We start from the raw sequence: 21,954 nt of genomic DNA, 5'->3' as shown, positions 1-21,954 counted from the left end.
GCATGCGCTTCAAGTTCGAGACCCGGCGCCATGGCCGCTGCCTGGCGGAAGCCGAGCACAGCGGCGACCAGGTCGCCATCGACATCTGGTGGGACCAGAACACCGATCCCAAGCGCGTGGAATACCTGCTGCACATCAAGGACCTGCCGCTGCCCAAGCAGATACCCGAGGGCGGCGCCCTGCAGGACGCGGTGCGCATCGCCGTCAACCACTTCGAAACCTTCAAGGTCAAGGACGGCGACGACTTCGAATTCCACTGCAGCCGCATCACCATGCGCTGGGACGGCAAGTTGTACAATAAAATGGGCGGCTGATCACGCTGCGCAATGGGCCGCGAAGCCCGACTGCCCCGGCGCCAGTTCGTCGCGCAGGGTCAGCGCCGGAATCTCGTAATCGCCAGCGTTCTGCGGGCGAAACGCAATCGGCGCAGTGGTGGCCAGCGTGTCGAGGCGTTGCGCCAGTTGCGCGCTCAGTTCCGCGAATTTCGCCTCATCGACCTTGCCGGTGCGGTACACCACGAACGGCGGCAGCACCGCGAATCCCGGGTAGAACAAAATACCGTGCTGGATCGGGAACAGCAGGTCGTCGATCGGGCCATTGATGCCGCGTGCGCTGTAGTGCGATTCCCAGCCGCCGGTGGTCACCATCAGCATGGCGCGCTTGCCGACCAGGTTGCCCTCGCCGTAGCGGTCGCCCCAGCGCTGGTCCGAGTGCTCACCCACGCCATAGGCAAAACCGTTGGCATACACCCGGTCCACCCAGCCTTTCAATATCGCCGGCATCGAAAACCACCACAACGGAAATTGCAGGATCACGGTATCGGCCCAGCGCAGCTTTTCCTGCTCCAGCGCGATGTCGGCGCTTTGCCGGCCGCTGTCGTAGGCCAGGCGAGAGTCGAGCGATGCATCGAATCGCTCACCGGCTGCACCGTCGAGGCTGTCGTGCGCATCGAGCGCCGGCTTCCACTGCATCGCGTACAGGTCGGAGACCTGTACCGCGTGGCCGGCCGCTTCGAGGTGGCGCACGGCATAGTCCTTGAGCGCGCCGTTGAGCGACCGTGGTTCGGGGTGGGCGTGGACGATCAGAATATTCATGTGATGCTCCTGTTGGTTGGATGCACACAGCGTAAGGTCCGCTCAGGTATATTGGAAATGAATTCCCAACATAGCAGGTATTGACATGATTAATCTTAGGCGGCTGGACCTGAACCTGCTGGTCACGCTCGACGTGCTGCTGGCCGAGCACAACGTCACCCGCGCGGCGCGGCGGCTGAACCTGTCGCAACCGTCGGTCAGCGTGCACCTGGCGAAATTGCGCGACATCTTCAGCGATCCTTTATTGCTGCCCGGGCCGCGCGGCATGAAGCCCACCGCGCGCGGCGAAGAACTGCGCGAGCCGTTGCGCCTGGCACTCGAGGCGCTGGACAGGCAGTGGCGCCAGCCAGCGCCTTCGATCCGGCCAGCGCCACCAACGCCTGGCGCGTGGCCGCCACCGACTACGGCGAATCGACCATCGTGCTGCCCGCGCTGGCCAGCTTGCGCCAGCAGGCGCCCGGCACCCGGCTGGCAGTGTTGGAACTGGCGCCCGACCGCATCACCCGCCAGGCCGAACAGGGCGAGATCGACCTCGCCTTCCACACCAGCGCCGGCGCGCCACCGGGCCTGCGCCGCCGCACGCTGTTTGCCGAACGCTACGTGCTGGCAGGCCGCGCAGACCACCCGCGCCTGCAGCGCAAGCCCACACTGAAGCAATTTTGCGCGCTCGAACACGTGCTGGTCTCGAACAGCGGCGGCGGCTTTTACGGCGTCACCGACGAGGCCCTGGCGCAAGCGGGATTGACGCGACGGGTGGCGCTGTCGGTGCCGCACTTCCTGTTCATGATCGCGGCGCTGGCGGCCACCGACATGGTGGCGATGGTGCCCGAACGGCTGGTGCGCGGCAACCCGGTCTTGAAAACCGTCGCCCCGCCGGTCGCGGTTCCGGGCTACGAGATGGCGATGCTGTGGCACGATCGTGCGCACCGCGATCCGTCGCACCAGTGGTTGCGGGCGCAGATCCAGAGCGCAGTGAGGCCCGGTTCGTTGTAGTTGACGCCAGCGCGATCAAGGTGTTACTGTACTACCCGTGCTAGTACAGTAGATAAAACCATGAACCTGCCGCGCCGTAGTCCGCTGATGTTACAAATCGCCACCGGCGATCCACGCCCGATCAATCGCCAGATCGTTGACGGGGTCAAGCGCCTGATCGCCAGCGGTGAGCTGGTCGTCGGCGCCGGCCTGCCCAGCGTGCGCGGCCTGGCCACGCAACTGGCCGTCAATCCCAACACGGTCGCCAAGGCCTACACCGAGCTCACCACGGAAGGCTGGCTCGACGCCCGCGCCGGGCTGGGCCTGTTCGTGGCGACGCCGCGCCAGCGCCTGTCCGATACAGAGCGCGAGCGGCGCCTCAACGAGGCCGTGGTGCGCTTCGTGGGCGACGTCATCTCGCTCGGTTACCCGGACCAGGTGTTGCTCGACCGGGTGGCGGCCGAGCTGACCCTGATCGCGCCCAAACATCGCGGCTGAGCCGCCCTCCTCCACTGCTCCATCACCCCCACCCGAGACCCAGATGAACGTGCCCCTTCCCCTCGCCGCTGGCGACAACCTGATCGCCACCGACGCGCTGACCTTGCAGTTCAAGGGCAAACTGGCGCTCGACCACCTGACCATGACCGTGGCGCGCGGCGGCATCCACGCCGTGGTGGGCGCCAACGGGGCCGGCAAGTCGTCGCTGTTTCGCGTCCTGCTTGGCTTCCAGGCCGCCACCAGCGGCAGCGCCCGCGTGCTCGGCTGCGACAGCGAACACCTGACGCCGGCGCTGCGCGGACGCATCGGCTTCGTCAACGACGAGCACACCCTGCCGCCCTGGATGCGGGTGGATGAAGTGACGGCGCTGCAGCGAAAACTGTACCCGGCCTGGAGCGACCAGCGCTACCACGCAGTGCTGCGTCACTTCAACCTGCAGCCGGCACACCGCGTGGCCGAACTTTCGCGCGGCGAACGCGCCGGCGTCAGCCTGGCGCTGGCGCTGGCGCAGGGGCCGGAGCTGCTGATCCTGGACGAACCGACACTGGGACTGGACGTGGTGGCCAAGCGGGTATTCCTGACCGCGCTGATGGACAGCAGCTACCACGATGGCGCCACCATTCTGTATTGCTCGCACCAGATGGACGAAATCGAACGCGTAGCCGACCAGTTGATCATTCTCGAGCGCGGCCGGCTGCTGCACGCGTCGGCGCCCGACGATTTTTGCGCCCGCATGCGCTTGTGGGTAGCCGAGGGCGAACTGCGCGCACCCGATCTCGCGGCCCTGCCCGGCGTGCTGCAAATCGAGCACATCGATGGCTGCACGCACGTGGTGGTCTTTGACGAGGGCGAGCACTTCGCCACCCGATTGCGCCGGCTGGGCGCCGACAGTCTCCACCAGATGCCGATTGGCCTCGACCGTGCGGTCAATGCCATGCTGTCGCGCAACCATGCCGGCAGCGCTTTTCCCTTGCCCGTTGCACAACCCGCCTGAGGATTTTCACCATGTCCGACCTGTTTTTCAGCGAGTGCCGCCGCTACCGGCGCGCCGCCCTGATCGCTTTCCTCGCCCACCTGGCGCTGCTGCTGTACCTGAGCCGCCACAACGTGCTGCTGGCAGCGCCCTTGCATATCCAGATCCTGGCATTGCTGATCTATGCGCTGGCCGGCCTCGGCTTCGCGCTGCACCAGTTCGCCAGCTATTGCCGGCCCGGCCGCTGGCTGTGGCTGCTGCACCGGCCGCTGCCGCGCCGCGCCATCTTCGGTGCGCTGACCATGGCGTCGGCAACCATGATCGTGCTGGCCATCGGCCTGCCGTTGCTGATCGTGGTGGCCGGTAACGACTGGTTCAGCGCCCGCATCGTGGACCTGCGCCATTACGTGATGGCGCCTTACGTGGCGCTGATCGTCATCGTCGGCTGGCTGACCGGCGCTGCCCTGCTGCTCGCGGCCAACCGCTTGGCGGTGCTGATCCTGGCGCTGCCAGGCGTCATGCTGCTGCACGAGTCGAGCGCGCTGGCGCTGCTCGCTGCCAGCGTGGCGTGCGCGCTGCTGATGGCCGCCGTGGTCTATGCCAGCTTCAAGCCCAACCGCGCCACGCCGCCAGACGGCAGCCTCGCCACTGTGCTGGCGGCCGTGCCGCTGGTGCTGGGCCTGTACCTGCTGGTGCCGGCAAGCGCCCTGTTCGGGGTGCAGTGGGGCGTTTCGGCCATGCGCGACCATGCTTACCAGGCGCCGGTACCCGGCACCGACGCCGAGGTCCGCAACGCCAGGAGCGGTGACCTGCTGCGCGATGGCCTGCGCGGCGCAACCGATGCGCGCGCCGAACGCTGGCAGCGCGAACTGCCGCAGGTCACGCCGCAAAGGCTCATGCAGTTGCCGGTCATCTTCGGGGTGCCACAGCAGTTGTCGAACAAGGACACGCCACGCGGCAAGGTCGGTGACACCCAACTACTTTCCTTCAGCCACGACACGATGCGCTTCGTGGTGACCGATATGGCGACCGGGGCCACCGTGGCAACGCTGGGGCCGGACGGCATAGGTACCGCGACTGCCTTCCCGGCCGTGCCAGCACTGGTGGGCAAGGTATTGCTGCCACATACGGTCATGCAATTCAATAACGACAATTCGGGTTTCATGACGCTGGCTACCTTGCCCGCCGACGAGCAGTACGTGGCGCGCCCGGTCGAATTCGGTTATACCGCGATGCTGCTGACCGACCGCCGCCTGATCGCCTACGCCACCTCGCTGAAGGAAGCGCCCTACCGTGAACGCTACAGCGTGGCGTTGCCGCTGCCGCTGGGCGACCTGACCAGGATCGACGTGGCGTCGTTGTCGGACGGTGCGCTGGTGTCGTTTTCCGGCGGAGCTGCCAGGTCCGCCGGCGTGGAAGGCAAACAGGTCGTGGTGTTTGTCGGCGCCGATGGCCGCGCCAGCAACGTAGCCACCCGCGCGATCGCGCCCAATGACTGGCCGCTGCTGCAACAAGCGGGCTGGTGGTTGTCGCCGGTGCTCGACGTCGTCACTGCGCTGCCCGCGCGCATCCTGCCGAACAACGACCTGTATGCCGCCAGCTTGAGGACAGCGGGCCTGCCGCAACGCTCAGCCGCGATCTGGACCGCGGCATTGCTGTCGCACCTGCTGGCGGTAGCCGGCGCCTGGCTGTGGCGCCGCGGCGCGCTGCGCTACCCGGGCCGCCCGGTCGGCGCGGGCTGGTTGCCGGCCTGCCTGGTGTTCGGCCTGCCCTGCCTGGGGGCGTTGATGGTGATGTACCCGCACCGCGCCGCCAGCAAAGCCCGTGCCGACGCCACTACGCAACAGGTGGTTGCTTTGTAGCTATTGGGGTGCGCTGCGCTTGCGGCGCATCAAAATCTCCGGCAGCGCTTGCAGTATATGTATAGGATATGCATAATCCTGAAACAACCATTGAATTCGATCCGTTCAAGGCCAAGCTGAACCATGCCAAGCACGGCGTCAGCTTCGCCCAGGCGGAGGAAGCATTGCACGATTTGATGGCGGTGACGGTCGAGGATCCCGACACCTTCGGCGAGCAGCGTTTCGTCACGCTTGGCGCCGATGCCAACGGACGATTGTTGATCGTGGTGTACACCACGCGCGGCGAGCACATCCGGCTCATCTCCGCGCGCAAGGCCAGCAAAGGCGAGACGAGGCGAGACAAGGACATATCATGCGCAATGATTACGATTTTACCGAAGGCAAACGCGGCGCGGTGGTGCCAGCCACCGCTGGCAAAAGCCGCATCACCATCATGCTCGACGACGACGTGCTGGCGTTTTTCCGCGAGCAGGCCGAGGCGCAGGGCATCGGCTATCAAACCCTGATCAACGCCGATCTGCGCAAGGCGATGCAGCCGCCACAAGGCCCGACGCTGACCGTGGCCAGCTTGCGCAAGGTGCTCAAGGAAGAACTGGCGGCGCTCAAACCCCTCGGCGCCTGAGGTCAAAAAAAACGACGCCGCAGCGTCGTTTTTGATCAAGCACTTAGATGCGCAGGCCGCTGGCCGCCTTGGCCAGGTCGGTGATGCGCTCCCAGTCGCCGGCCGCAATCGCGTCTTTCGGGGTCAGCCACGAGCCGCCCACGCAGGCGACGTTTTTCAGCTTGAGGAACTGGCCGGCGGTCTCTTGCGAGATGCCGCCGGTGGGGCAGAACGTCACGTCCGGCAGCGGGCCGTTGATGGCGTTGAGCATGCCCACGCCGCCGGCAGGCACGGCCGGGAACAGTTTCAGTTGCTTGAAGCCGTGTTCGCGTGCAGCCATCACTTCGGACGGCGTCATCACGCCCGGCAGCAGCGGCAGGCCGCTCGATTTCGCTGCCTGGATCAGGGCGGCGGTCAGGCCCGGCGAGACGCCGAAGACGGCGCCGGCGTCGCGCGCGGCAGCGAATTCTTCCGGCAGGGTCAAGGTGCCGACGCCAACGATGGCGCCTTCCACCTCGGACATGGCGCGAATGGCAGCCAGGCCGTGTTTGGTGCGCAGGGTCACTTCCAGCACCCGGATGCCGCCGGCGACCAGCGCCTTGGCCAGCGGTACCGCGTGTTCGGGTTCGTCGATCGCGATCACGGGGATCACGGCGGAAGTACGCATAATGTCGAGCAGAGTCATGGTCATGATTTACGCTTCTTTCTTCATCGAGAAATCTTCATCGGAACCCGGCACGGTGTTACCTACCGGATCTTTGTCATGCAGGCCGACGACGGTTGGAATCGGCGACGGCAGCGGGAAGGTGGTGGCGCCCTGCTCCGCTTCGGACACGCTGTGACGGAACATGGCGAACAGTTCGCGGCCCATGCCCACGCTGTTCGGCGTCAGGTCGGCGGTGGCCTGTTCACGCGCAGCCCAGACCGACGCCTCCACTTTCGCTTCGAGCGTACCGGTGCGGGCGCACACGCGGATGATGTCGCCATCGCGCACGCGACCCAGCGGTCCGCCCGCCAAAATTTCCGGCGAGACGTGGATCGCTGCCGGCACCTTGCCCGACGCGCCCGACATGCGGCCGTCGGTCACCAGCGCCACGTGGCGGCCGGCGTCTTGCAGGTTGGCCAGCGCTGGCGTCAAGGCGTGCAGTTCCGGCATGCCGTTGGCGCGCGGGCCCTGGAAGCGCAGCACGGCGACAAAATCGCGGTCGAGCTGGCCGGCCTTGTACGCTTCCATGAAATCTTCCTGCGAGTTGAAGACCAGCGCAGGCGCTTCCACGGTCTGGTGCTCGGGCTTGACGGCCGACACCTTCATCACGGCGCGGCCCAGGTTGCCCTTGACCAGCACGGTGCCGCCATCGGGCGAGAACGGCGCGGTGATCTTGCGCAGCACCGCCTCGTCGCCCGACTGCTCGGGCGCCGCTTTCCACACCACGCCCTGGCCGTTTTCTCCCAGGAACGGTTCGGTGCAGTGCGCGCGCAGGCCCTTGCCCAGAATGGTGGTGACGTCGTCGTGCAGCAGGCCGCCGTCGAGCAGTTCGCGAATCACGAAACCGGTACCGCCAGCGGCGTGGAAGTGATTGACGTCGGCGTTGCCGTTCGGGTAGATGCGGGTGAGCAGCGGCACCACTTTCGACAGCTCGTCGAAGTCGTCCCAGTCGATCACGATGCCGGCTGCCTTGGCAATGGCCACCAGGTGCAGCGTGTGATTGGTCGAACCACCGGTGGTGAGCAGCGCGACGATGGCGTTGACGATGGCTTTTTCATCGACCACGTGGCCGACCGGCAGGTATTCGTCCGACTGCGCGCTGATGACGGCGGCGCGGCGGGCGGCGGCACGGGTCAGCTCGGCGCGCAGCGGCGTGTTGGGGGTGATGAAGGCGGCGCCCGGCAAGTGCAGGCCCATCACTTCCATCAGCATCTGGTTGCTGTTGGCGGTGCCGTAGAAGGTGCAGGTGCCGGCGCCGTGGTACGACTGCGATTCGCCTTCGAGCAATTCGGCGCGGCCGACCTTGCCTTGCGCATACAGCTGGCGAATCTTGGCTTTTTCGGAGTTGGACAGGCCAGTGGTCATCGGGCCGGCCGGCACGAACACGGCAGGCAAATGGCCGAAGTGCAGCGCGCCGATCAGCAGGCCCGGCACGATCTTGTCGCACACACCCAGGTACACGGCCGAGTCGAACATATTGTGCGACAGCGCAATCGCGGTGGACATGGCGATGGCGTCACGCGAGAACAGCGACAATTCCATGCCGGGCTGGCCTTGCGTGACGCCGTCACACATGGCAGGCGTGCCGCCGGCAAACTGGGCGACGGCGCCCACTTCGCGCACGGCATCCTTGATCAGCGCCGGGAAGCCCTCGAACGGCTGGTGCGCGGAGAGCATGTCGTTATAGGCGGAAACGATCGCCACCGACGGCTTTTTCAGTTCCTTGAGCGACAGCTTATCGTTGGCGGGGAAGGCGGCAAAGCCGTGCGCCAGGTTGGTACATGCCAGCGTGCCGCGCTGCACGCCCTTCACGCGCGCTGCGTCGAGATGCGCAAGATAGGCGCCGCGCGAAGGTTTGCTACGCGCAATGATGCGCGCGGTGACGGATTCCAGTACGGGATGCAAGGCCATGTTGATTCCTTATCGATTAACTTATGAAATTTTACTACAAAATGGCGCAGCCAGCGATTTTTCGGGCGGGATTCGTTACCCTGCCTAGCTTGGCGAGCTGTTTTGTCTAACTTGGCTAGCTGATTATTGCGGAGAAAAACCGACCTTCACACCTGATAAAATTCCATAATCTCAACAGAACCGTAGTGAATTTACCGCTTTTTCCTGTATTATTCAACCATCTTATTCTTACTTCCATCCGACGCCCAACACTATGCGCCAACCTGCCCTTACCTCGACCGCCAGCTACCAAGCCCTTGCAGCCCACGCCGTTGACGCCCGCCAGTGGCAGATGCGCCAGCTGTTTGCCGACAACGACCAGCGCTTTCCGCAACTGACCGTGGATGCCGCCGGCCTGTTCCTCGACTATTCGAAGAACCGCCTCGACGCCGACACCATGGCCCGGCTGATCGACCTGGCCCGCGAGCGCGGCGTGGACACGCAGCGCGACGCCATGCTGCGTGGTGACAAGATCAATCTTACCGAACATCGCGCCGTGCTGCATACCGCCCTGCGTTTGCCGCGCGGCAAAAGCCTGGTGATCGATGGCCGCGACGTGGTGCCCGATGTGCACGCCGTACTCGACCAGGTGCGCGACTTCACCGACAAGGTACGCAACGGCACCTGGCTCGGCTACAGCGGCAAGCCGATCACCGACATCGTCAACGTCGGCATCGGCGGCTCGGACCTGGGTCCGAAAATGGCGGTGCTGGCGCTGCGCTCGTTTGCCCACCCGCGCCTGAAGATGCATTTCGTCTCCAACGTCGATGGCCACGACATGGACGCTGCGCTGGCGCAGGTCAACCCGGAAACCACGCTGTTCATCATCGCCTCGAAAACCTTTACCACCGCTGAAACCATGCTCAACGCGAACACCGCGCGCAGCTGGTTCCTGCAGTCCGCCACCGAGGCCGACCTGGCGCGCCACTTCGTGGCAGTTTCCACCAACCTCGAGTCGGTCAAAGCCTTCGGCATCGACCCGGCCAATATGTTCCCGTTCTGGGACTGGGTCGGTGGCCGCTACTCGGTCTGGTCGGCGATCGGCCTGTCGGTGGCGCTGGCGGTCGGTTTCGGCTACTTCAGCGACTTCCTCGCTGGCGCCCATGCCATGGACGAACATTTCCGCGAGGCGCCACTCGAGCAGAACATGCCGGTGCTGCTGGCCATGGTGGGCTTCTGGAACCGCGAATTTTTGGATGCCGGCTCGCTGTCGATCGCGCCGTACCACCAGGACCTCAATCGCTTCCCCGCCTACCTGCAACAGCTGGACATGGAAAGCAACGGCAAGCGCGTCACCCGTGGCGGCGCCGCGGTCGATACCGCCACCTGCCCGGTGGTGTGGGGCGAATGCGGCACCAACGCCCAGCACGCGTATTTCCAGCTGCTGCACCAGGGCACCGACATCACGCCGATCGATTTCATCGCGGCGCTGCGCGCCACCCACGACCTGCCGGGCCACCACGATGCCCTGCTGGCCAACTGCTTCGCCCAGTCCGAAGCCTTCATGACCGGCAAGACCGGCGACGAAGTGCGCGCCGATCTGACCGCGCAAAAGCTCTCGGCGACCGAGATCGAAGAACTGGTGCCGCACAAGACTTTCCCTGGCAACCGGCCATCGAACACCATCCTGATGGATCAGTTGACGCCCTTGACCCTGGGCGCGCTGATTGCGTTGTACGAGCACAAGACGTTCGTACAGGGCGTGATCTGGGATGTCAACAGTTTCGACCAGTGGGGCGTGGAGCTGGGCAAGGTGCTGGCCAAGAATATCCAGGCCGAGCTGCAAGGCGAGATCCAACCGGCGCGTCATGACAGTTCGACCAATGGGTTGATCATCATGGCGAAAGCGGCGCAGCATCTTTAATTTCTAGCTGCAATCACTTTATCCGTCATCCTCGCGAATGCGGGGATCCATACCGAGCTTGAACCGAATTGGCACGAGCAAACTGTGCACAGCCGTCCTATGGATCCTCGCGTGCGCGGGGATGACGGACTTGAGGATAACGAAAATGGAAAATACTCCCATCATTCAAGTCGCCTACGACGCCGTCATGCAAACCGGCGAGTCGCCGCTGTGGCATGCCGATGAGCAGGTGCTGTACTGGGTCGATATCCCGGCGCGCACCGTGCACCGGCTCGATCCGGCCAGCGGCGCGCATCATCAATGGCTGCTCGAGAGCGAACCGGCCAGCCTGGCGATTGCCGACAGTGGCGGCCTGATCGTCGCCACCCGCAACGGCGTGCTGCATCTCGACACCGCCAGCACCGGGGCAAGCGCCACCGACATCGGCGCCACCGAGGCCCGCACCACCGTGATCGCCCCCGCCCCTTACGACACCGCAATCACCCGCTTCAACGACGGCAAGGTCGATGGCGCCGGGCGCTACTGGATCGGCACCATCTACGAGCCACGCGACCAGCCGGCCGCCGCGATGTACGTGCTGGAACAGGGCAAATTGCGCTGCGCCTGGACCGGCGGCATGACCAATTCCAACGGCCTGGCCTTCAGCCCCGATCAGAAAACCATGTACCACGCCGACACCAGCGCCCACCTGCTGCGCCGTTTCGACTACGATGTGGCCAACGGCACGGTCGGCGCCGAGCACGTGTTCCGGCAATTTTCTGCGGACAAGGCCAACAATTACGGCGGCCGCCCGGACGGCGGCGCGGTCGACAGCGAAGGCAATTACTGGAGTGCGCTGTTCGAAGGCGCGCGCATCGTCAAGCTCTCGCCGCAGGGCGAGGTGCTGGCGGAAATCGCGCTGCCGGTGCGCTGCCCGACCATGGTGGCGTTCGGCGGACCGAATTTGCGCACGCTGTATATCACCAGCGCGGGGGCGCGGCCAGCCGAAGAACTGGCACAATACCCGTTCAGCGGCAAACTGCTGGCGCTGCAAGTTGACGTGGCCGGCCGCCCGGAACCCGCATACCGACAATAATGTAGTAAAGTTTCTTGCTTTTCGATTTTTGGCGTAGTAAATTTACACTTCCATTTCAGCTTTTTTACTTCAGATCTCACTATGGCACTTACCGATTTTGACCTGGTTCTGTTCGGCGGCAGCGGCGACCTGTCGATGCGCAAATTGCTGCCCGCGATGTACGCGCGCGACGTGGCCAACGACCTGCCCGCTACCGCCCGCATCATTTGCGTGGGCCGCGCGGAGGCCAGCCAGGAAGAGTTCCTGCACACGGTCGAGACCACGTCGAAGCCGCTGATCAAGTCGCCGGCCGTGGCGCCAGCTGCGTGGGCGCGTTTTACCGCGCGCATCGTGTATGTCTCGCTCAACGCCACCGACGCCGCCACCTACGCGCCGCTGGTCGACGCGCTGCGCCAGGATAGCGCGATTACCCGCGTGTACTACCTGGCCACGCCGCCGGCCATCTTCGCCCGCATTTGCGAGAGCCTCAAGGAAAACGGCCTGGTCACGCCGAACTCGCGCGTGGTGCTGGAAAAACCGCTGGGCCGCGACCTGGCCTCGGCCAAGCAGATCAATGCCGAAGTGGGCAAGGTCTTCGAGGAATCGCAGATCTACCGGATCGACCACTACCTGGGCAAGGAAACCGTGCAGAACCTGCTGGCCCTACGCTTCGGCAACATCCTGTTCGAGCCGCTGTGGCGCCGCGAATGGATTTCCGACGTGCAGATCACCATCGCCGAGAAACTGGGCGTGGGCAACCGCATGGGTTACTACGACACCTCGGGCGCTTTGCGCGACATGCTGCAAAACCACTTGCTGCAATTGCTGTGTATCGTGGCGATGGAACCACCGACGTCGATCGCGCCGGATGCCGTGCGCGACGCCAAGTTGCAGGTGCTGCGTTCGCTGAAAAAATTCACCCCGACCACCCTGGCGCAAAACATCGTGCGCGGCCAGTACCGCGCCGGCCACGTCGATGGCAAGGCCGTGCCGAGCTACCGCGACGAACCCGACGCACCGGAACATTCGCGCACCGAAACCTTTGTCGCCATGAAGGCCGAGATCGATACCTGGCGCTGGGCCGGCGTGCCGTTCTACCTGCGTACCGGCAAGCGCATGGCCGACAGCCTGGCCGAGATCGTCGTGCGCTTCAAGCAGATTCCGCACTCGATCTTTGCCCAGCCGACCAACAGCTTCCAGCCCAACTCGCTGGTGATCCGTCTGCAACCGGACGAAGGCCTGCGCATGAACCTGATGGCCAAGACGCCGGGCGACGGCATGCGCTTGAAGCAGGCCGAGCTGGAGCTGGACTTCCGCGAGCAGTTCAAGTCGCCGCGCATGGAAGCGTACGAGCGCCTGCTGCTCGACGTGCTGCGCGGCCAGCTGACCCTGTTCATGCGCGGCGACGAACTGGAAGCGGCGTGGGAATGGGTGGAGCCGATCCTCGACCACTGGGAATCGGACGACAGCTATCCGGTGCCGTATTCGGCCGGTACCTGGGGCCCGGCTGCCTCGTCGGCGCTGATCAGCCGCGAAGGTTTGCAGTGGCGCGAAGAAGCGCTGCCTGAAGATTAAACGGGACGACCACTCGCATGCTGCTCGACTCGATCCGCACCCAGCTCGACTCGCTCTCCAAGTCGGAGCGCAAAGTCGCGCTGGCCGTGCTCGACCATCCCGGCCAGACCGTCAGCCAGAACATCACGGCGCTGGCCAAGAGCGCGCAAGTGTCGGAGCCGACCGTGGTGCGGTTTTGCCGCACCCTCGGCTACGACGGCTGGCACGAGTTCAAGCTGAAACTGGCGCAGGGGCTGGCGCTGGCCCTGCCGGGCCTGAACGAGCAGCCCACCCAGGACGACCTGGCCGCCGACCTGGTCAACAAGATTTGCAGCCGCTCGATCAACACCCTGCTCGACCTGCGTAACAATCTCGACCCCGACGCCATCCAGAAGGCGCTCGACATCCTGTCCAAAGCCAACAAGATCGAATTCTACGGCCAAGGCACGTCCGGCATCGTCGCCGCCGACGCCCAGCACAAGTTCTTCCGCTCGGGTGTGCCCACGGTGGCGTACGCCGACCCGCACATCCACAGCATCGCCGCCGCCCTGCTGCGTACCGGCGACGCGGTGGTGGCCATTTCGCAGCGCGGCAACAGCCCGTCGCTGGTGCGCTCGGTCAAGCTGGCGCGCCGCGGTGGCGCCGATGTGATTGCGCTGGCGCCGTCCGGCACGCCGCTGGCCGACCTGGCCACCGTGCTCATCCCTATCGACCTGATCTTCAACATCGATCCGTACACACCGATTTCGGCGCGCCTGGCCTACCTGGTGGTGATCGACGTGCTTGCTGTCGGACTGGCCCTGCAACGGGGTCCCGATTTCCGTAAAAAAATGCAGAATGCCCAGAAAGCCTTGCAAGAGTTCGACTTGCAATTCGACTCCTTCATCGGTTGATGTCATAATTTGACAAATTTGCACCGGTCCTGTGCGTCGGTGTGTTGTCGCACATGGCTACCGCCACCGTACCCCTATACTTCCCTTATGCTACAGTGTGAATAATTTTCCAGTTGCAATATTGCAATTGGAGAACTTCATATGTGGCAGCAGTGCCCGTGAGAGTGGACATGACTACCTTTTCTGCCGCCAGCCCCTCCCCCGATAACGCGTTATCGGCCCGCATTCCGCTATTGCAAACCGGCGTGCCCGGCTTCGACCAGATTTTGGGCGGCGGCTTTCCCTCGCACAGCCTGTACCTGCTGCAAGGCCTGGCCGGCAGCGGCAAGACCACGCTGGCCTGCCAGATCGGCTACCACCATGCGCACCAGGGCAAAAAAGTCCTGATCCTTACCCTGATCGCCGAAACCCACGGCAAGATGCTCAATCACCTCAGCAGTTTCTCGTTCTTCGACGAACAGCTGGTGGGCGACCGCATCGTCTTCATCGGCGCCTATCCCGACCTGCTCAAGGGCGGGCTGCGCCAGTTGCTCAAGTCGATTGCCGCCACCCTGGGCGAACAGCGTCCCGACATCATGATCATCGACGGCTTCCGCACCGTGCGCGATGCCAAGCCGACCGACGTGGCGCTGTCCGAATTCATGCTTTCGCTGAACTCGCTGGTATCGACCATGCGCTGCACCACGTTCCTGCTCTCGCCTACCGAGGGCAATGTGGCGGACTCGGAAAATACCCTGGTCGATGGCCTGATCGAGCTGAGCCAGTATGAACATGGCCTCAACCTGATCCGCGAAATCAAAGTATTTAAATTGCGTGGTAGCAAGCACCTGCTGGGCCGGCACGTGTTCGAGGTGGGCGCCGACGGCATCGCGATCTACCCGCGCCTGGAAGCGGTAAGCACCTCTACCGGCGCCATGCCGGGAGTGTCGCGCCAGCGGCTCGGTTTCGGTATCGAAGGCTGGGACCGCCTCACGCATGGCGGCGTCGCCAAGGGTTCCACCACGGCGCTGCTTGGCAACCCCGGCGTGGGCAAGACCCTGATGGGCATGCACTTCATTTACGATGGCCTCAAACGTGGCGAACCTTGCCTGGTCGTCGGCTTTTACGAGTCGCCCGAGGCCTTGCTGGAAAAGGCGCGCAGCGTGGGCCTCGATTTCCGCACCTATTACGACAGCGGCGCCTTGCAGGTGATCTGGAACCCGCCGCTGGAAATCCTGGTCGACAGCCTGGCCCACACCATGCTGCGCAATGTCGAGGCGCGCCAGGTGTCGCGCCTGCTGGTCGATGGCGTGGACGGCCTGCGCGAGATCGTCATGCACCCGGGGCGCTCGCGCTCGTTCCTGGCGGCGCTGGTCAACGAGCTGCGCTGCCGCAACGTCACTACTTTCTTTACCCAGGAACTGGCGTATTTCGGCCAGGCCCCGGGCGATGGCGAAATCGCCGCGTCGATGCTGTTCGAAAACATCATCCTGATGCGCTACGTCGATGCGAACGGCATCAACCGCCGCCAGATCGGCGTGCTCAAGCTGCGCGAAAACGGTTACGACGCCGCCAATCACATCCTGCTCATTTCCGACCAGGGCATGAGCATCGAGGAAGCGGTCGCGGGTCCGGTCCACCTCACGCCGACGCTATGAAGAGATGACATGAGCGACTTCCCCGCACATCCCGACGCACACCCGGACGGCAAGCTGATCCTGGTAGTGGACGACGAATTCGACGTCCTGTCGGCCTATACCATGCTGTTCGAGTACCGCGGCTACCGCGTGCGCACGGCCGGCAATGGCGAGGAGGCGCTGGCGATGGCCGCGCGGGAGCGGCCCGATATCGTGATTTCCGACTACATGATGCCGGTGATGGACGGCGCCCAGCTGTGCCTGCTGTGGCGCGCCGATCCCGACCTGCGTCACATCCCGTTCATCCTGGCCAGCGCCGGCCTGTTGCGCCGCGACGAAACGCTGCCCTACGACACGTTCTTCCGCAAGCCGGTGCCGTTCGAGGCGCTGGTGGCCGAGATCGCCCGCCTGATCGCCGCGCGGAAATAATACGCTGTTGTACGGTGTTGTCTTTCCGCTTAGGCCACGCTTGAGTACAATAAGGCAATCACTCACTCGGGCAGCGCCATGAACCAACTCGAACAACTCAAGCAATTCACCACCGTGGTCGCCGACACCGGTGATTTCCAGTCGATCCAGGCCTACACGCCGCGCGACGCCACCACCAACCCGTCGCTGATCCTCAAAGCCGTGCAAAAGGACGAGTACAAGCCGCTGCTGGAAAAAGCCGTGCGCGACAACCTCGACCGCTCGACGTCCGACACCATCGACCACCTGCTGGTGGCCTTCGGCAAGCAGATCCTGCGCGTGATCCCGGGCCGCGTGTCCACCGAAATCGACGCCGGCCTGTCGTTCGACACCGAAGGCTCGATCGCCAAGGGCCGTGAACTGATCAAGCTGTACGAAGCGGCCGGCATCGAGCGCGAGCGCGTGCTGATCAAGATGGCTGCCACCTGGGAAGGCATCCGCGCCGCCCAGGTGCTGGAAAAAGAAGGCATCCACTGCAATATGACCCTGCTGTTCTCGCTGGGCCAGGCGATCGCGTGCGCCGAAGCGGGCGCCCAGCTGATTTCGCCGTTCGTGGGCCGCATCTACGACTGGTACAAGAAATCGACCGGCATCGAGTACACCCCGTCCGAAGACCCGGGCGTGCAGTCGGTCAAGCGCATCTATAACTACTACCGCAAGTTTGGCTACAGCACCGAAGTGATGGGCGCGAGCTTCCGCAACACCGGCCAGATCCTGGAACTGGCTGGCTGCGACCTGCTCACCATCAGCCCCGACCTGCTGCAAAAGCTGGCCGACACCGACGGCAAGATCGAGCGCAAGCTGAGCCCGGAAAACGCCCCCTCGGCCGGCGCCGTCAAGATCAGCCTGGACGAGAAGAAATTCCGCTTCCAGCTCAACGAAGACCAGATGGCCACCGAAAAACTGTCCGAAGGCATCCGCGCCTTCTGCGCCGACACTGGCAAACTCAAGCAAATCATCTCGGGCATGCGCTAACACTTGGCGTCGCCGATCACCATCCGGCTCGGCCGGCGGGCGCGGGCGCGCATTGCTCTCGATGGCTTGCAGGCCAGTGATGTGGCGATCGTGCCGGCCGCTGCTGGCGGGCCCAAGGGCTTGATTCTGAATGGCCTCGACTTGTGGCTGTTCGGCAGTTTTCTCAAGGGTGCACCGCGGCCGCGCAAGCTGGTCGGGGCGTCGATCGGGGCCTGGCGCATGGCCGCTGCGGCGTTTGCCGACCCGGTGGCCGGGCACAACCGGCTGGCGCACCTGTATGCGCACCAGCGCTATCCGGCCAAGGTGACCGCCGCCTACATCAGCCAGAACATCCGCAGCCTGCTCGATGAATTGCTCGACGGGCGCGGTGCCGAAGTGATCGCTCACCCGCATCACCATGTGAATATTCTGACCGTGCGCGGCACCGGCGCGCTCGGGCGCAGCAATGGCCTGCGCTGGCGCGAGATGACCGGGTTTTTGATGGCTGCCGCCGGCAATGCCGTTGCGCGCAGCCGCCTGGCGGCATCGATGGAGCGGGTGGTGTTTCATCATGCGCAAGACAACGTGCAGTGGCTGCGCCAGCCCTTCGATGCGTTTGCCGCCCACTTCGTGAATCTTGCTGCCGACAACCTGCGCGACGCCATGCAGGCCTCGGGTGCGATTCCGCTGGTGCTCGAGGCGGTAAGCGGTATCGCGGGGGCGCCGCCCGGCCCGCACTGGGATGGCGGCCTGATCGACTACCATTTGCACCTGCCCTACCAGCGCGACCCGGACCTGGTGCTCTACCCGCATTTCAGTGACTACATCGTGCCGGGGTGGCTCGACAAGTCGATGCCATGGCGCCGCGCCAATGATGCGGCCATGGACAATCTGATCCTGGTTTCGCCGTCGGCCGACTTCATCGCCAGCCTGCCCAACGGCAAGCTGCCGGACCGCAAGGACTTTACCGCCTACGGCCAGCACCACGACACCCGCATCGGCCACTGGCTGCATGCCATCGGCGAGAGCGAACGGATGGCGGAAGCGTTCGCGCGCTGGTGCGACAAGCCCGATCTGAACGCAACATTATCTTTCTAGAGGCGTCACAATGCTACCAAAAAGCAACAAAATACGCTGATATTGATGACCTCCTCCGGCCCCGGGCGCATACTTGAAGTGTGCTAGTTGGCATTATAAAAACGGAGAACCCACCATGAATTTTCTTTCGCACACGCGCATCGGCACCCGCCTGGCCGTCGCCTTCGGCATTGTCTTGCTGCTGGCCCTGGTCGCCACCACCGTGGGACTGCTGAACGCCCGCAGCCAGGCTAACGCCACCCGCGAGATGATGGAAAAGCCGCTGGCCAAGGAGCGCCTGGTTTCCGACTGGTATGTGCTGATGTACTCGGCCATCGCCCGTACCGAACTGATCGCCCGCAGCAAGGACGCCACGCTGCCCACCATCTTCGCCGACGTGATCGCGGCCAGCAGCAAGCGTGGCGCCGAGTTGATGGGCAAGGTCAAGGAACTCGTCGCCAGCGACGAGGAACGCGCCATGTTCGACAAGATCGTGGTCCTGCGCACCAATTACCAGAATCTGAAAACCGCCGTCGGCAAAGCCCGCGCGGCCGGTGACGACGCTGCTTCCGAAAAAATCTTCAACGGCGAATTCATTCCTGCCGCCAAGGCTTATTCGGTGGCGGTGGAAGGCTTGCTGGCGCACCAGCGCAAGGCCATCGACGCCACCGCCCGCGCCATCGACGCGGCCAACGACCGCGCCAACCAGTTGCTGCTCCTGCTCACGGTACTGATGGTGACCATCGGCTCGGCAGCGGCCTGGGTCATTTCACGCTCGATCACGGTGCCGTTGAAGTCGGCGGTCGATATCGCTGCCAAGGTGGCCGACGGCGACCTCACCACCCGCTTTGACACGCAAGTCCAGCGCTCGGAAATCGGCGAGCTGATGACGGCTTTGAAGGGCATGAACGATGCGCTGGTCAACGTGGTGAGCCAGGTGCAGACCGGCACCCGCACCATCGCCAGCGCCTCGCATGAAATTGCCGCTGGCAATATGGACCTGTCGCAGCGCACCGAGGAGCAAGCCAGTTCGCTCGAGGAAACCGCGTCGTCGATGGAAGAACTGACGTCCACCGTGCGCCAGAACGCCGACAACGCGCGCCAGGCCAACCAGCTGGCCAAGACCGCGTCGGAGGTGGCGGAAAAAGGCGGCGCCATCGTCAGCCAGGTGGTCAACACCATGGGCACCATCAACGATTCGTCGCGCAAGATCTACGACATCATTTCCGTCATCGACGGCATCGCCTTCCAGACCAATATCCTGGCGCTCAACGCCGCCGTGGAAGCGGCACGCGCCGGCGAACAGGGACGCGGCTTTGCGGTGGTGGCGTCCGAAGTGCGCAACCTGGCGCAGCGCTCGGCCGGCGCAGCCAAGGAGATCAAGGAGTTGATCGGCAACTCGGTGGACCAGGTCGATATCGGCTCGAAGCTGGTGCAGGAAGCCGGCGCCACCATGGACGACGTGGTGGCCAGCGTGCGCCGCGTGACCGATATCATGGGCGAGATCACCTCGGCGTCGAGCGAACAAAGCATCGGCATCGACCAGGTCAACACGGCCATCACGCAGATGGACCAGGTCACGCAGCAAAACGCGGCGCTGGTGGAAGAAGCGGCAGCAGCGGCGGCCAGCATGCAGGAGCAGGCCGAACGGCTGGCAGACGTGGCGTCGTCGTTCCGGCTGGAGGCCGGGATGGCGGCAGCGCCGGCGGTGGCTGCTGCCCCACGCAAGGTGGCGCCGGCGACCAGGCCGGTGGCGGCGAGACAGCCGGCCCCCGCTTTAAAAACCGCAGTTAAGCTGACAACTAAGCCGGCAACTAAGCCGGCACCGAAGCCAGCGTTGGCTTCGGCGCCGCGTAAACCGGCAACCGTGGGCAGCGACCAGGACTGGGAAGAGTTTTAAGTCCCCAGGAACATTTCCTGCAGATCATTCAAGAATCGCTGCCCCAGCTCGGTAGGCCGAATGACCTTGTAATCGCGGTAGATCAGTCCCTTGGCCTCTGCTGCATTCAAGGTCTTTTCGATGGCGTTCATGCTCATGCCGGTACGCTCGGCAAACAGGTTGGGATCGAAGCCGCCGCGCAGGCGCAAGGTGTTGAGCATGAACTCGAAGCCCATGTCGTCACGTGATATTTCGTGCTCTTCCTGTACCGGCGCGCCCAGCCTGGCCTGGTCCATGTACGCGCGCGGCTGCTTGTAACGGGCCTGGCGCAGCACCCGGTGCGGGAACGACAGCTTCGAATGGGCACCGGCGCCGATGCCGAGGTAGTCGCCGAACTCCCAATAGTTAAGATTGTGGCGCGCGCGCTTGCCCTCTTTCGCATACGCCGACACTTCGTAGTGCTGGTAGCCGTTGGCGGCAGTGAGCTCGGCGATCATGTCCTGCATGTCGGCACTGGCGTCGTCGTCGGGCAGCGCCGGCGGATACTTGGCGAACAGCGTGTTCGGCTCCATGGTCAGGTGGTACAGCGACAGGTGCGGCGGCTTGAAGGCCATGGCGGTCTCGAGATCCTGGCGCGCTTCGTCCAAAGTCTGCGATGGCAGCGCGTACATCAGGTCGAGGTTGAAGTTGTCGAAGTTATCGAGCGCGATTTCCACGGCGCGCTTGGCCTCGCCGTCGTCGTGGATGCGGCCGAGCGCCTTCAGGTGGCGGGCGTTGAAACTCTGGATGCCGATCGACAGGCGATTGATGCCGCTGGCCCGGTACGCGCGGAATTTTTCCGCCTCGAACGTGCCCGGGTTGGCTTCCATGGTGATCTCGGTATCGGCATCGAGCGGCAGCAGGGTGCGCACGTCGGAGAGCAGCCGGTCCAGGCCTGCCGCCGACATCAGGCTCGGGGTGCCGCCGCCGATGAAGATCGTGTAGATCTTGCGACCCCAAATCAATGGCAGCGCCATTTCCAGGTCGAGGCGCAGCGCGTCCAGGTATTCCTGCTCGGGGAAGGCACCGCCCTCTTTTGCCTCGTGCGAATTGAAATCGCAATACGGGCACTTGCGCACGCACCACGGGAAGTGGATGTAGAGCGACAGCGGCGGCAGCGCGGTCAGGTTGAGCGCGCCGCTTTTCAGGTACTTGAGGGCGACGCCGGCAGCGTCCCCGAGGTCAGCGCCGGCAGCCACCTTGTCAACTGTACTGGTCGCTGTACTGGTGGCTTTGCTGGTGGCGCCGACAATCTTGATCGGTATCATTTCAGCTTCTCTACCAGCGCACGCAAGGCCTGGCCGCGGTGCGACAAGGCGTTCTTTTCGTCGGAAGTGAGCTCGGCGGCGCACTTGCCCAGCGCCGGGATGTAGAAATACGGGTCGTAGCCGAAGCCGCCGGTCCCGCGCGGCGCGTCGAGCATTTCGCCATTCCACCGACCGTCGGCAATGATCGGCTGCGGGTCGTCGGCATGACGCACGAACACCAGCACGCAGTAATAATAGGCCGAGCGGTCGGTGTGCGCAGCCAGGTCGGCCACCATTTTTTCGTTGTTGCGGGCGTCGGACTTCGGCTCGCCGGCAAACCGCGCCGAGTACACGCCGGGCGCGCCGCCGAAGGCGTTGATGCAAACGCCCGAGTCGTCGGCCAGCGCCGGCAAACCGGTGATGCGCGCGGCATGGCGGGCTTTTTGCAGGGCGTTTTCTACAAAGGTATGGAACGGTTCGTCCGCTTCCGGCACGTCGTACTCGCCCTGGGCGTGGACCGAGTAGCCAACGGTGGCGAGCAGCTGGTTGAATTCCTTGAGTTTGCCGGCGTTGTTGGAGGCGAGGATCAGGCGTTGGGTCATGGCGTTGGCGGCTTCAAATTCTGGGAAGCCGCCATTGTAAACCGTTTAGGG

The 21,954-nt window shown here is 64.2% G+C and carries 19 protein-coding genes and 2 pseudogenes; 16 read left to right on the top strand and 5 right to left on the bottom strand.

The features are described from left to right. Positions 1–2 precede the first annotated feature (2 nt). Positions 3–314, top strand: coding sequence for a hypothetical protein (locus tag DUPY_RS13220; protein WP_070248741.1), 312 nt, complete (start codon positions 3–5; stop codon positions 312–314). Here DUPY_RS13220 and DUPY_RS13215 read toward each other — a convergent pair whose 3' ends face one another. Further along, positions 315–1,094: an NAD(P)H-dependent oxidoreductase gene (locus DUPY_RS13215; RefSeq protein WP_070248740.1), complete on the bottom strand. Its 780-nt coding sequence runs from the start codon at positions 1,092–1,094 to the stop codon at positions 315–317. It abuts the gene before it with no gap. 85 nt (positions 1,095–1,179) lie between these two features. Between DUPY_RS13215 and DUPY_RS13210 the strand changes: the two are divergent. From DUPY_RS13210 to DUPY_RS13185, 6 genes and pseudogenes are all read left to right on the top strand, one after another. Further along, a pseudogene (locus DUPY_RS13210) lies at positions 1,180–2,087 on the top strand (LysR family transcriptional regulator). 60 nt (positions 2,088–2,147) lie between these two features. Then, positions 2,148–2,564 carry a GntR family transcriptional regulator gene (locus tag DUPY_RS13205; protein WP_084640703.1) on the top strand — a complete coding sequence of 139 codons (417 nt, stop codon included), beginning with the start codon at positions 2,148–2,150 and terminating at the stop codon, positions 2,562–2,564. A gap of 43 nt (positions 2,565–2,607) precedes the next feature. Beyond that, entirely contained in the window at positions 2,608–3,558 is a 951-nt protein-coding gene (locus DUPY_RS13200; RefSeq protein WP_070248739.1) for an ABC transporter ATP-binding protein, read from the top strand. Positions 3,559–3,569: 11 nt separating this feature from the next. Then, a complete protein-coding gene (locus tag DUPY_RS13195; protein ID WP_070248738.1) occupies positions 3,570–5,399 on the top strand; it encodes a hypothetical protein in 1,830 nt (609 codons plus the stop codon). A gap of 68 nt (positions 5,400–5,467) precedes the next feature. Next, a pseudogene (locus tag DUPY_RS27545) lies at positions 5,468–5,668 on the top strand (BrnT family toxin); the annotation flags it as partial. Positions 5,669–5,751: 83 nt separating this feature from the next. After that, on the top strand, positions 5,752–6,021 hold the full coding sequence (locus tag DUPY_RS13185; RefSeq protein ID WP_070248736.1) for a BrnA antitoxin family protein: 270 nt from the start codon (positions 5,752–5,754) through the stop codon (positions 6,019–6,021). Between the two features lie 43 nt (positions 6,022–6,064). On the opposite strand, the gene eda is transcribed toward DUPY_RS13185, so the two are convergent. Both eda and edd read right to left on the bottom strand, forming a co-directional pair. Continuing rightward, on the bottom strand, positions 6,065–6,691 hold the full coding sequence (gene eda, locus DUPY_RS13180; RefSeq protein WP_070248733.1) for a bifunctional 4-hydroxy-2-oxoglutarate aldolase/2-dehydro-3-deoxy-phosphogluconate aldolase: 627 nt from the start codon (positions 6,689–6,691) through the stop codon (positions 6,065–6,067). A 3-nt stretch (positions 6,692–6,694) separates the two neighbouring features. After that, positions 6,695–8,617: a phosphogluconate dehydratase gene (gene edd / locus DUPY_RS13175; RefSeq protein ID WP_070248731.1), complete on the bottom strand. Its 1,923-nt coding sequence runs from the start codon at positions 8,615–8,617 to the stop codon at positions 6,695–6,697. Between the two features lie 253 nt (positions 8,618–8,870). On the opposite strand from edd, the gene pgi reads away from it, so the two are divergent. The 9 genes from pgi to DUPY_RS13130 all read left to right on the top strand — a co-directional run bounded on the left by pgi (position 8,871) and on the right by DUPY_RS13130 (position 20,036). Next, positions 8,871–10,520 (top strand): glucose-6-phosphate isomerase, encoded by a 1,650-nt coding sequence (gene pgi / locus DUPY_RS13170; RefSeq protein ID WP_070248729.1) that lies wholly within the window; start codon positions 8,871–8,873, stop codon positions 10,518–10,520. Positions 10,521–10,665: 145 nt separating this feature from the next. Further along, positions 10,666–11,595, top strand: coding sequence for an SMP-30/gluconolactonase/LRE family protein (locus DUPY_RS13165; RefSeq protein WP_070248727.1), 930 nt, complete (start codon positions 10,666–10,668; stop codon positions 11,593–11,595). An 81-nt stretch (positions 11,596–11,676) separates the two neighbouring features. Next, positions 11,677–13,149 (top strand): glucose-6-phosphate dehydrogenase, encoded by a 1,473-nt coding sequence (gene zwf / locus DUPY_RS13160; RefSeq protein ID WP_070248725.1) that lies wholly within the window; start codon positions 11,677–11,679, stop codon positions 13,147–13,149. Positions 13,150–13,166: 17 nt separating this feature from the next. Beyond that, complete coding sequence (locus tag DUPY_RS13155; RefSeq protein ID WP_019922793.1) at positions 13,167–14,021, top strand: SIS domain-containing protein; 855 nt, start codon at positions 13,167–13,169, stop codon at positions 14,019–14,021. Between the two features lie 170 nt (positions 14,022–14,191). Beyond that, on the top strand, positions 14,192–15,658 hold the full coding sequence (locus DUPY_RS13150) for an ATPase domain-containing protein (protein ID WP_070248927.1): 1,467 nt from the start codon (positions 14,192–14,194) through the stop codon (positions 15,656–15,658). 9 nt (positions 15,659–15,667) lie between these two features. After that, complete coding sequence (locus DUPY_RS13145; protein WP_070248723.1) at positions 15,668–16,066, top strand: response regulator; 399 nt, start codon at positions 15,668–15,670, stop codon at positions 16,064–16,066. A gap of 78 nt (positions 16,067–16,144) precedes the next feature. Next, entirely contained in the window at positions 16,145–17,080 is a 936-nt protein-coding gene (gene tal / locus DUPY_RS13140; protein ID WP_056140631.1) for a transaldolase, read from the top strand. 3 nt (positions 17,081–17,083) lie between these two features. After that, positions 17,084–18,157 (top strand): patatin-like phospholipase family protein, encoded by a 1,074-nt coding sequence (locus DUPY_RS13135; protein ID WP_070248721.1) that lies wholly within the window; start codon positions 17,084–17,086, stop codon positions 18,155–18,157. A gap of 115 nt (positions 18,158–18,272) precedes the next feature. Beyond that, on the top strand, positions 18,273–20,036 hold the full coding sequence (locus DUPY_RS13130) for a methyl-accepting chemotaxis protein (RefSeq protein ID WP_070248719.1): 1,764 nt from the start codon (positions 18,273–18,275) through the stop codon (positions 20,034–20,036). On the opposite strand, the gene hemW is transcribed toward DUPY_RS13130, so the two are convergent. Further along, a complete protein-coding gene (gene hemW / locus DUPY_RS13125; RefSeq protein ID WP_070248717.1) occupies positions 20,033–21,322 on the bottom strand; it encodes a radical SAM family heme chaperone HemW in 1,290 nt (429 codons plus the stop codon). The two genes, DUPY_RS13130 and hemW, sit on opposite strands and share 4 nt — an antisense overlap. Continuing rightward, entirely contained in the window at positions 21,319–21,903 is a 585-nt protein-coding gene (gene rdgB / locus DUPY_RS13120) for an RdgB/HAM1 family non-canonical purine NTP pyrophosphatase (protein WP_070248715.1), read from the bottom strand. The genes hemW and rdgB overlap by 4 nt, the downstream gene beginning before the upstream one ends. Positions 21,904–21,954: the final 51 nt, after the last annotated feature.

The sequence above is a fragment of the Duganella phyllosphaerae genome (assembly GCF_001758785.1).
In the GTDB taxonomy this organism is placed as follows: domain Bacteria; phylum Pseudomonadota; class Gammaproteobacteria; order Burkholderiales; family Burkholderiaceae_D; genus Rugamonas; species Rugamonas phyllosphaerae.
Note: the sequence above shows the minus strand (reverse complement) of the source record. Positions and strands in the feature narration are given on the sequence as shown.

Bases quoted from the DNA above. Each gene is read 5' to 3' on its own strand.
- DUPY_RS13220 (WP_070248741.1), top strand. From the start codon at position 3: ATGCGCTTCAAGTTCGAGACCCGGCGCCATGGCCGCTGCCTGGCGGAA.
- DUPY_RS13215 (WP_070248740.1), bottom strand. From the start codon at position 1,094: ATGAATATTCTGATCGTCCACGCCCACCCCGAACCACGGTCGCTCAAC.
- DUPY_RS13205 (WP_084640703.1), top strand. From the start codon at position 2,148: ATGAACCTGCCGCGCCGTAGTCCGCTGATGTTACAAATCGCCACCGGC.
- DUPY_RS13200 (WP_070248739.1), top strand. From the start codon at position 2,608: ATGAACGTGCCCCTTCCCCTCGCCGCTGGCGACAACCTGATCGCCACC.
- DUPY_RS13195 (WP_070248738.1), top strand. From the start codon at position 3,570: ATGTCCGACCTGTTTTTCAGCGAGTGCCGCCGCTACCGGCGCGCCGCC.
- DUPY_RS13185 (WP_070248736.1), top strand. From the start codon at position 5,752: ATGCGCAATGATTACGATTTTACCGAAGGCAAACGCGGCGCGGTGGTG.
- eda (WP_070248733.1), bottom strand. From the start codon at position 6,691: ATGACCATGACTCTGCTCGACATTATGCGTACTTCCGCCGTGATCCCC.
- edd (WP_070248731.1), bottom strand. From the start codon at position 8,617: ATGGCCTTGCATCCCGTACTGGAATCCGTCACCGCGCGCATCATTGCG.
- pgi (WP_070248729.1), top strand. From the start codon at position 8,871: ATGCGCCAACCTGCCCTTACCTCGACCGCCAGCTACCAAGCCCTTGCA.
- DUPY_RS13165 (WP_070248727.1), top strand. From the start codon at position 10,666: ATGGAAAATACTCCCATCATTCAAGTCGCCTACGACGCCGTCATGCAA.
- zwf (WP_070248725.1), top strand. From the start codon at position 11,677: ATGGCACTTACCGATTTTGACCTGGTTCTGTTCGGCGGCAGCGGCGAC.
- DUPY_RS13155 (WP_019922793.1), top strand. From the start codon at position 13,167: ATGCTGCTCGACTCGATCCGCACCCAGCTCGACTCGCTCTCCAAGTCG.
- DUPY_RS13150 (WP_070248927.1), top strand. From the start codon at position 14,192: ATGACTACCTTTTCTGCCGCCAGCCCCTCCCCCGATAACGCGTTATCG.
- DUPY_RS13145 (WP_070248723.1), top strand. From the start codon at position 15,668: ATGAGCGACTTCCCCGCACATCCCGACGCACACCCGGACGGCAAGCTG.
- tal (WP_056140631.1), top strand. From the start codon at position 16,145: ATGAACCAACTCGAACAACTCAAGCAATTCACCACCGTGGTCGCCGAC.
- DUPY_RS13130 (WP_070248719.1), top strand. From the start codon at position 18,273: ATGAATTTTCTTTCGCACACGCGCATCGGCACCCGCCTGGCCGTCGCC.
- hemW (WP_070248717.1), bottom strand. From the start codon at position 21,322: ATGATACCGATCAAGATTGTCGGCGCCACCAGCAAAGCCACCAGTACA.
- rdgB (WP_070248715.1), bottom strand. From the start codon at position 21,903: ATGACCCAACGCCTGATCCTCGCCTCCAACAACGCCGGCAAACTCAAG.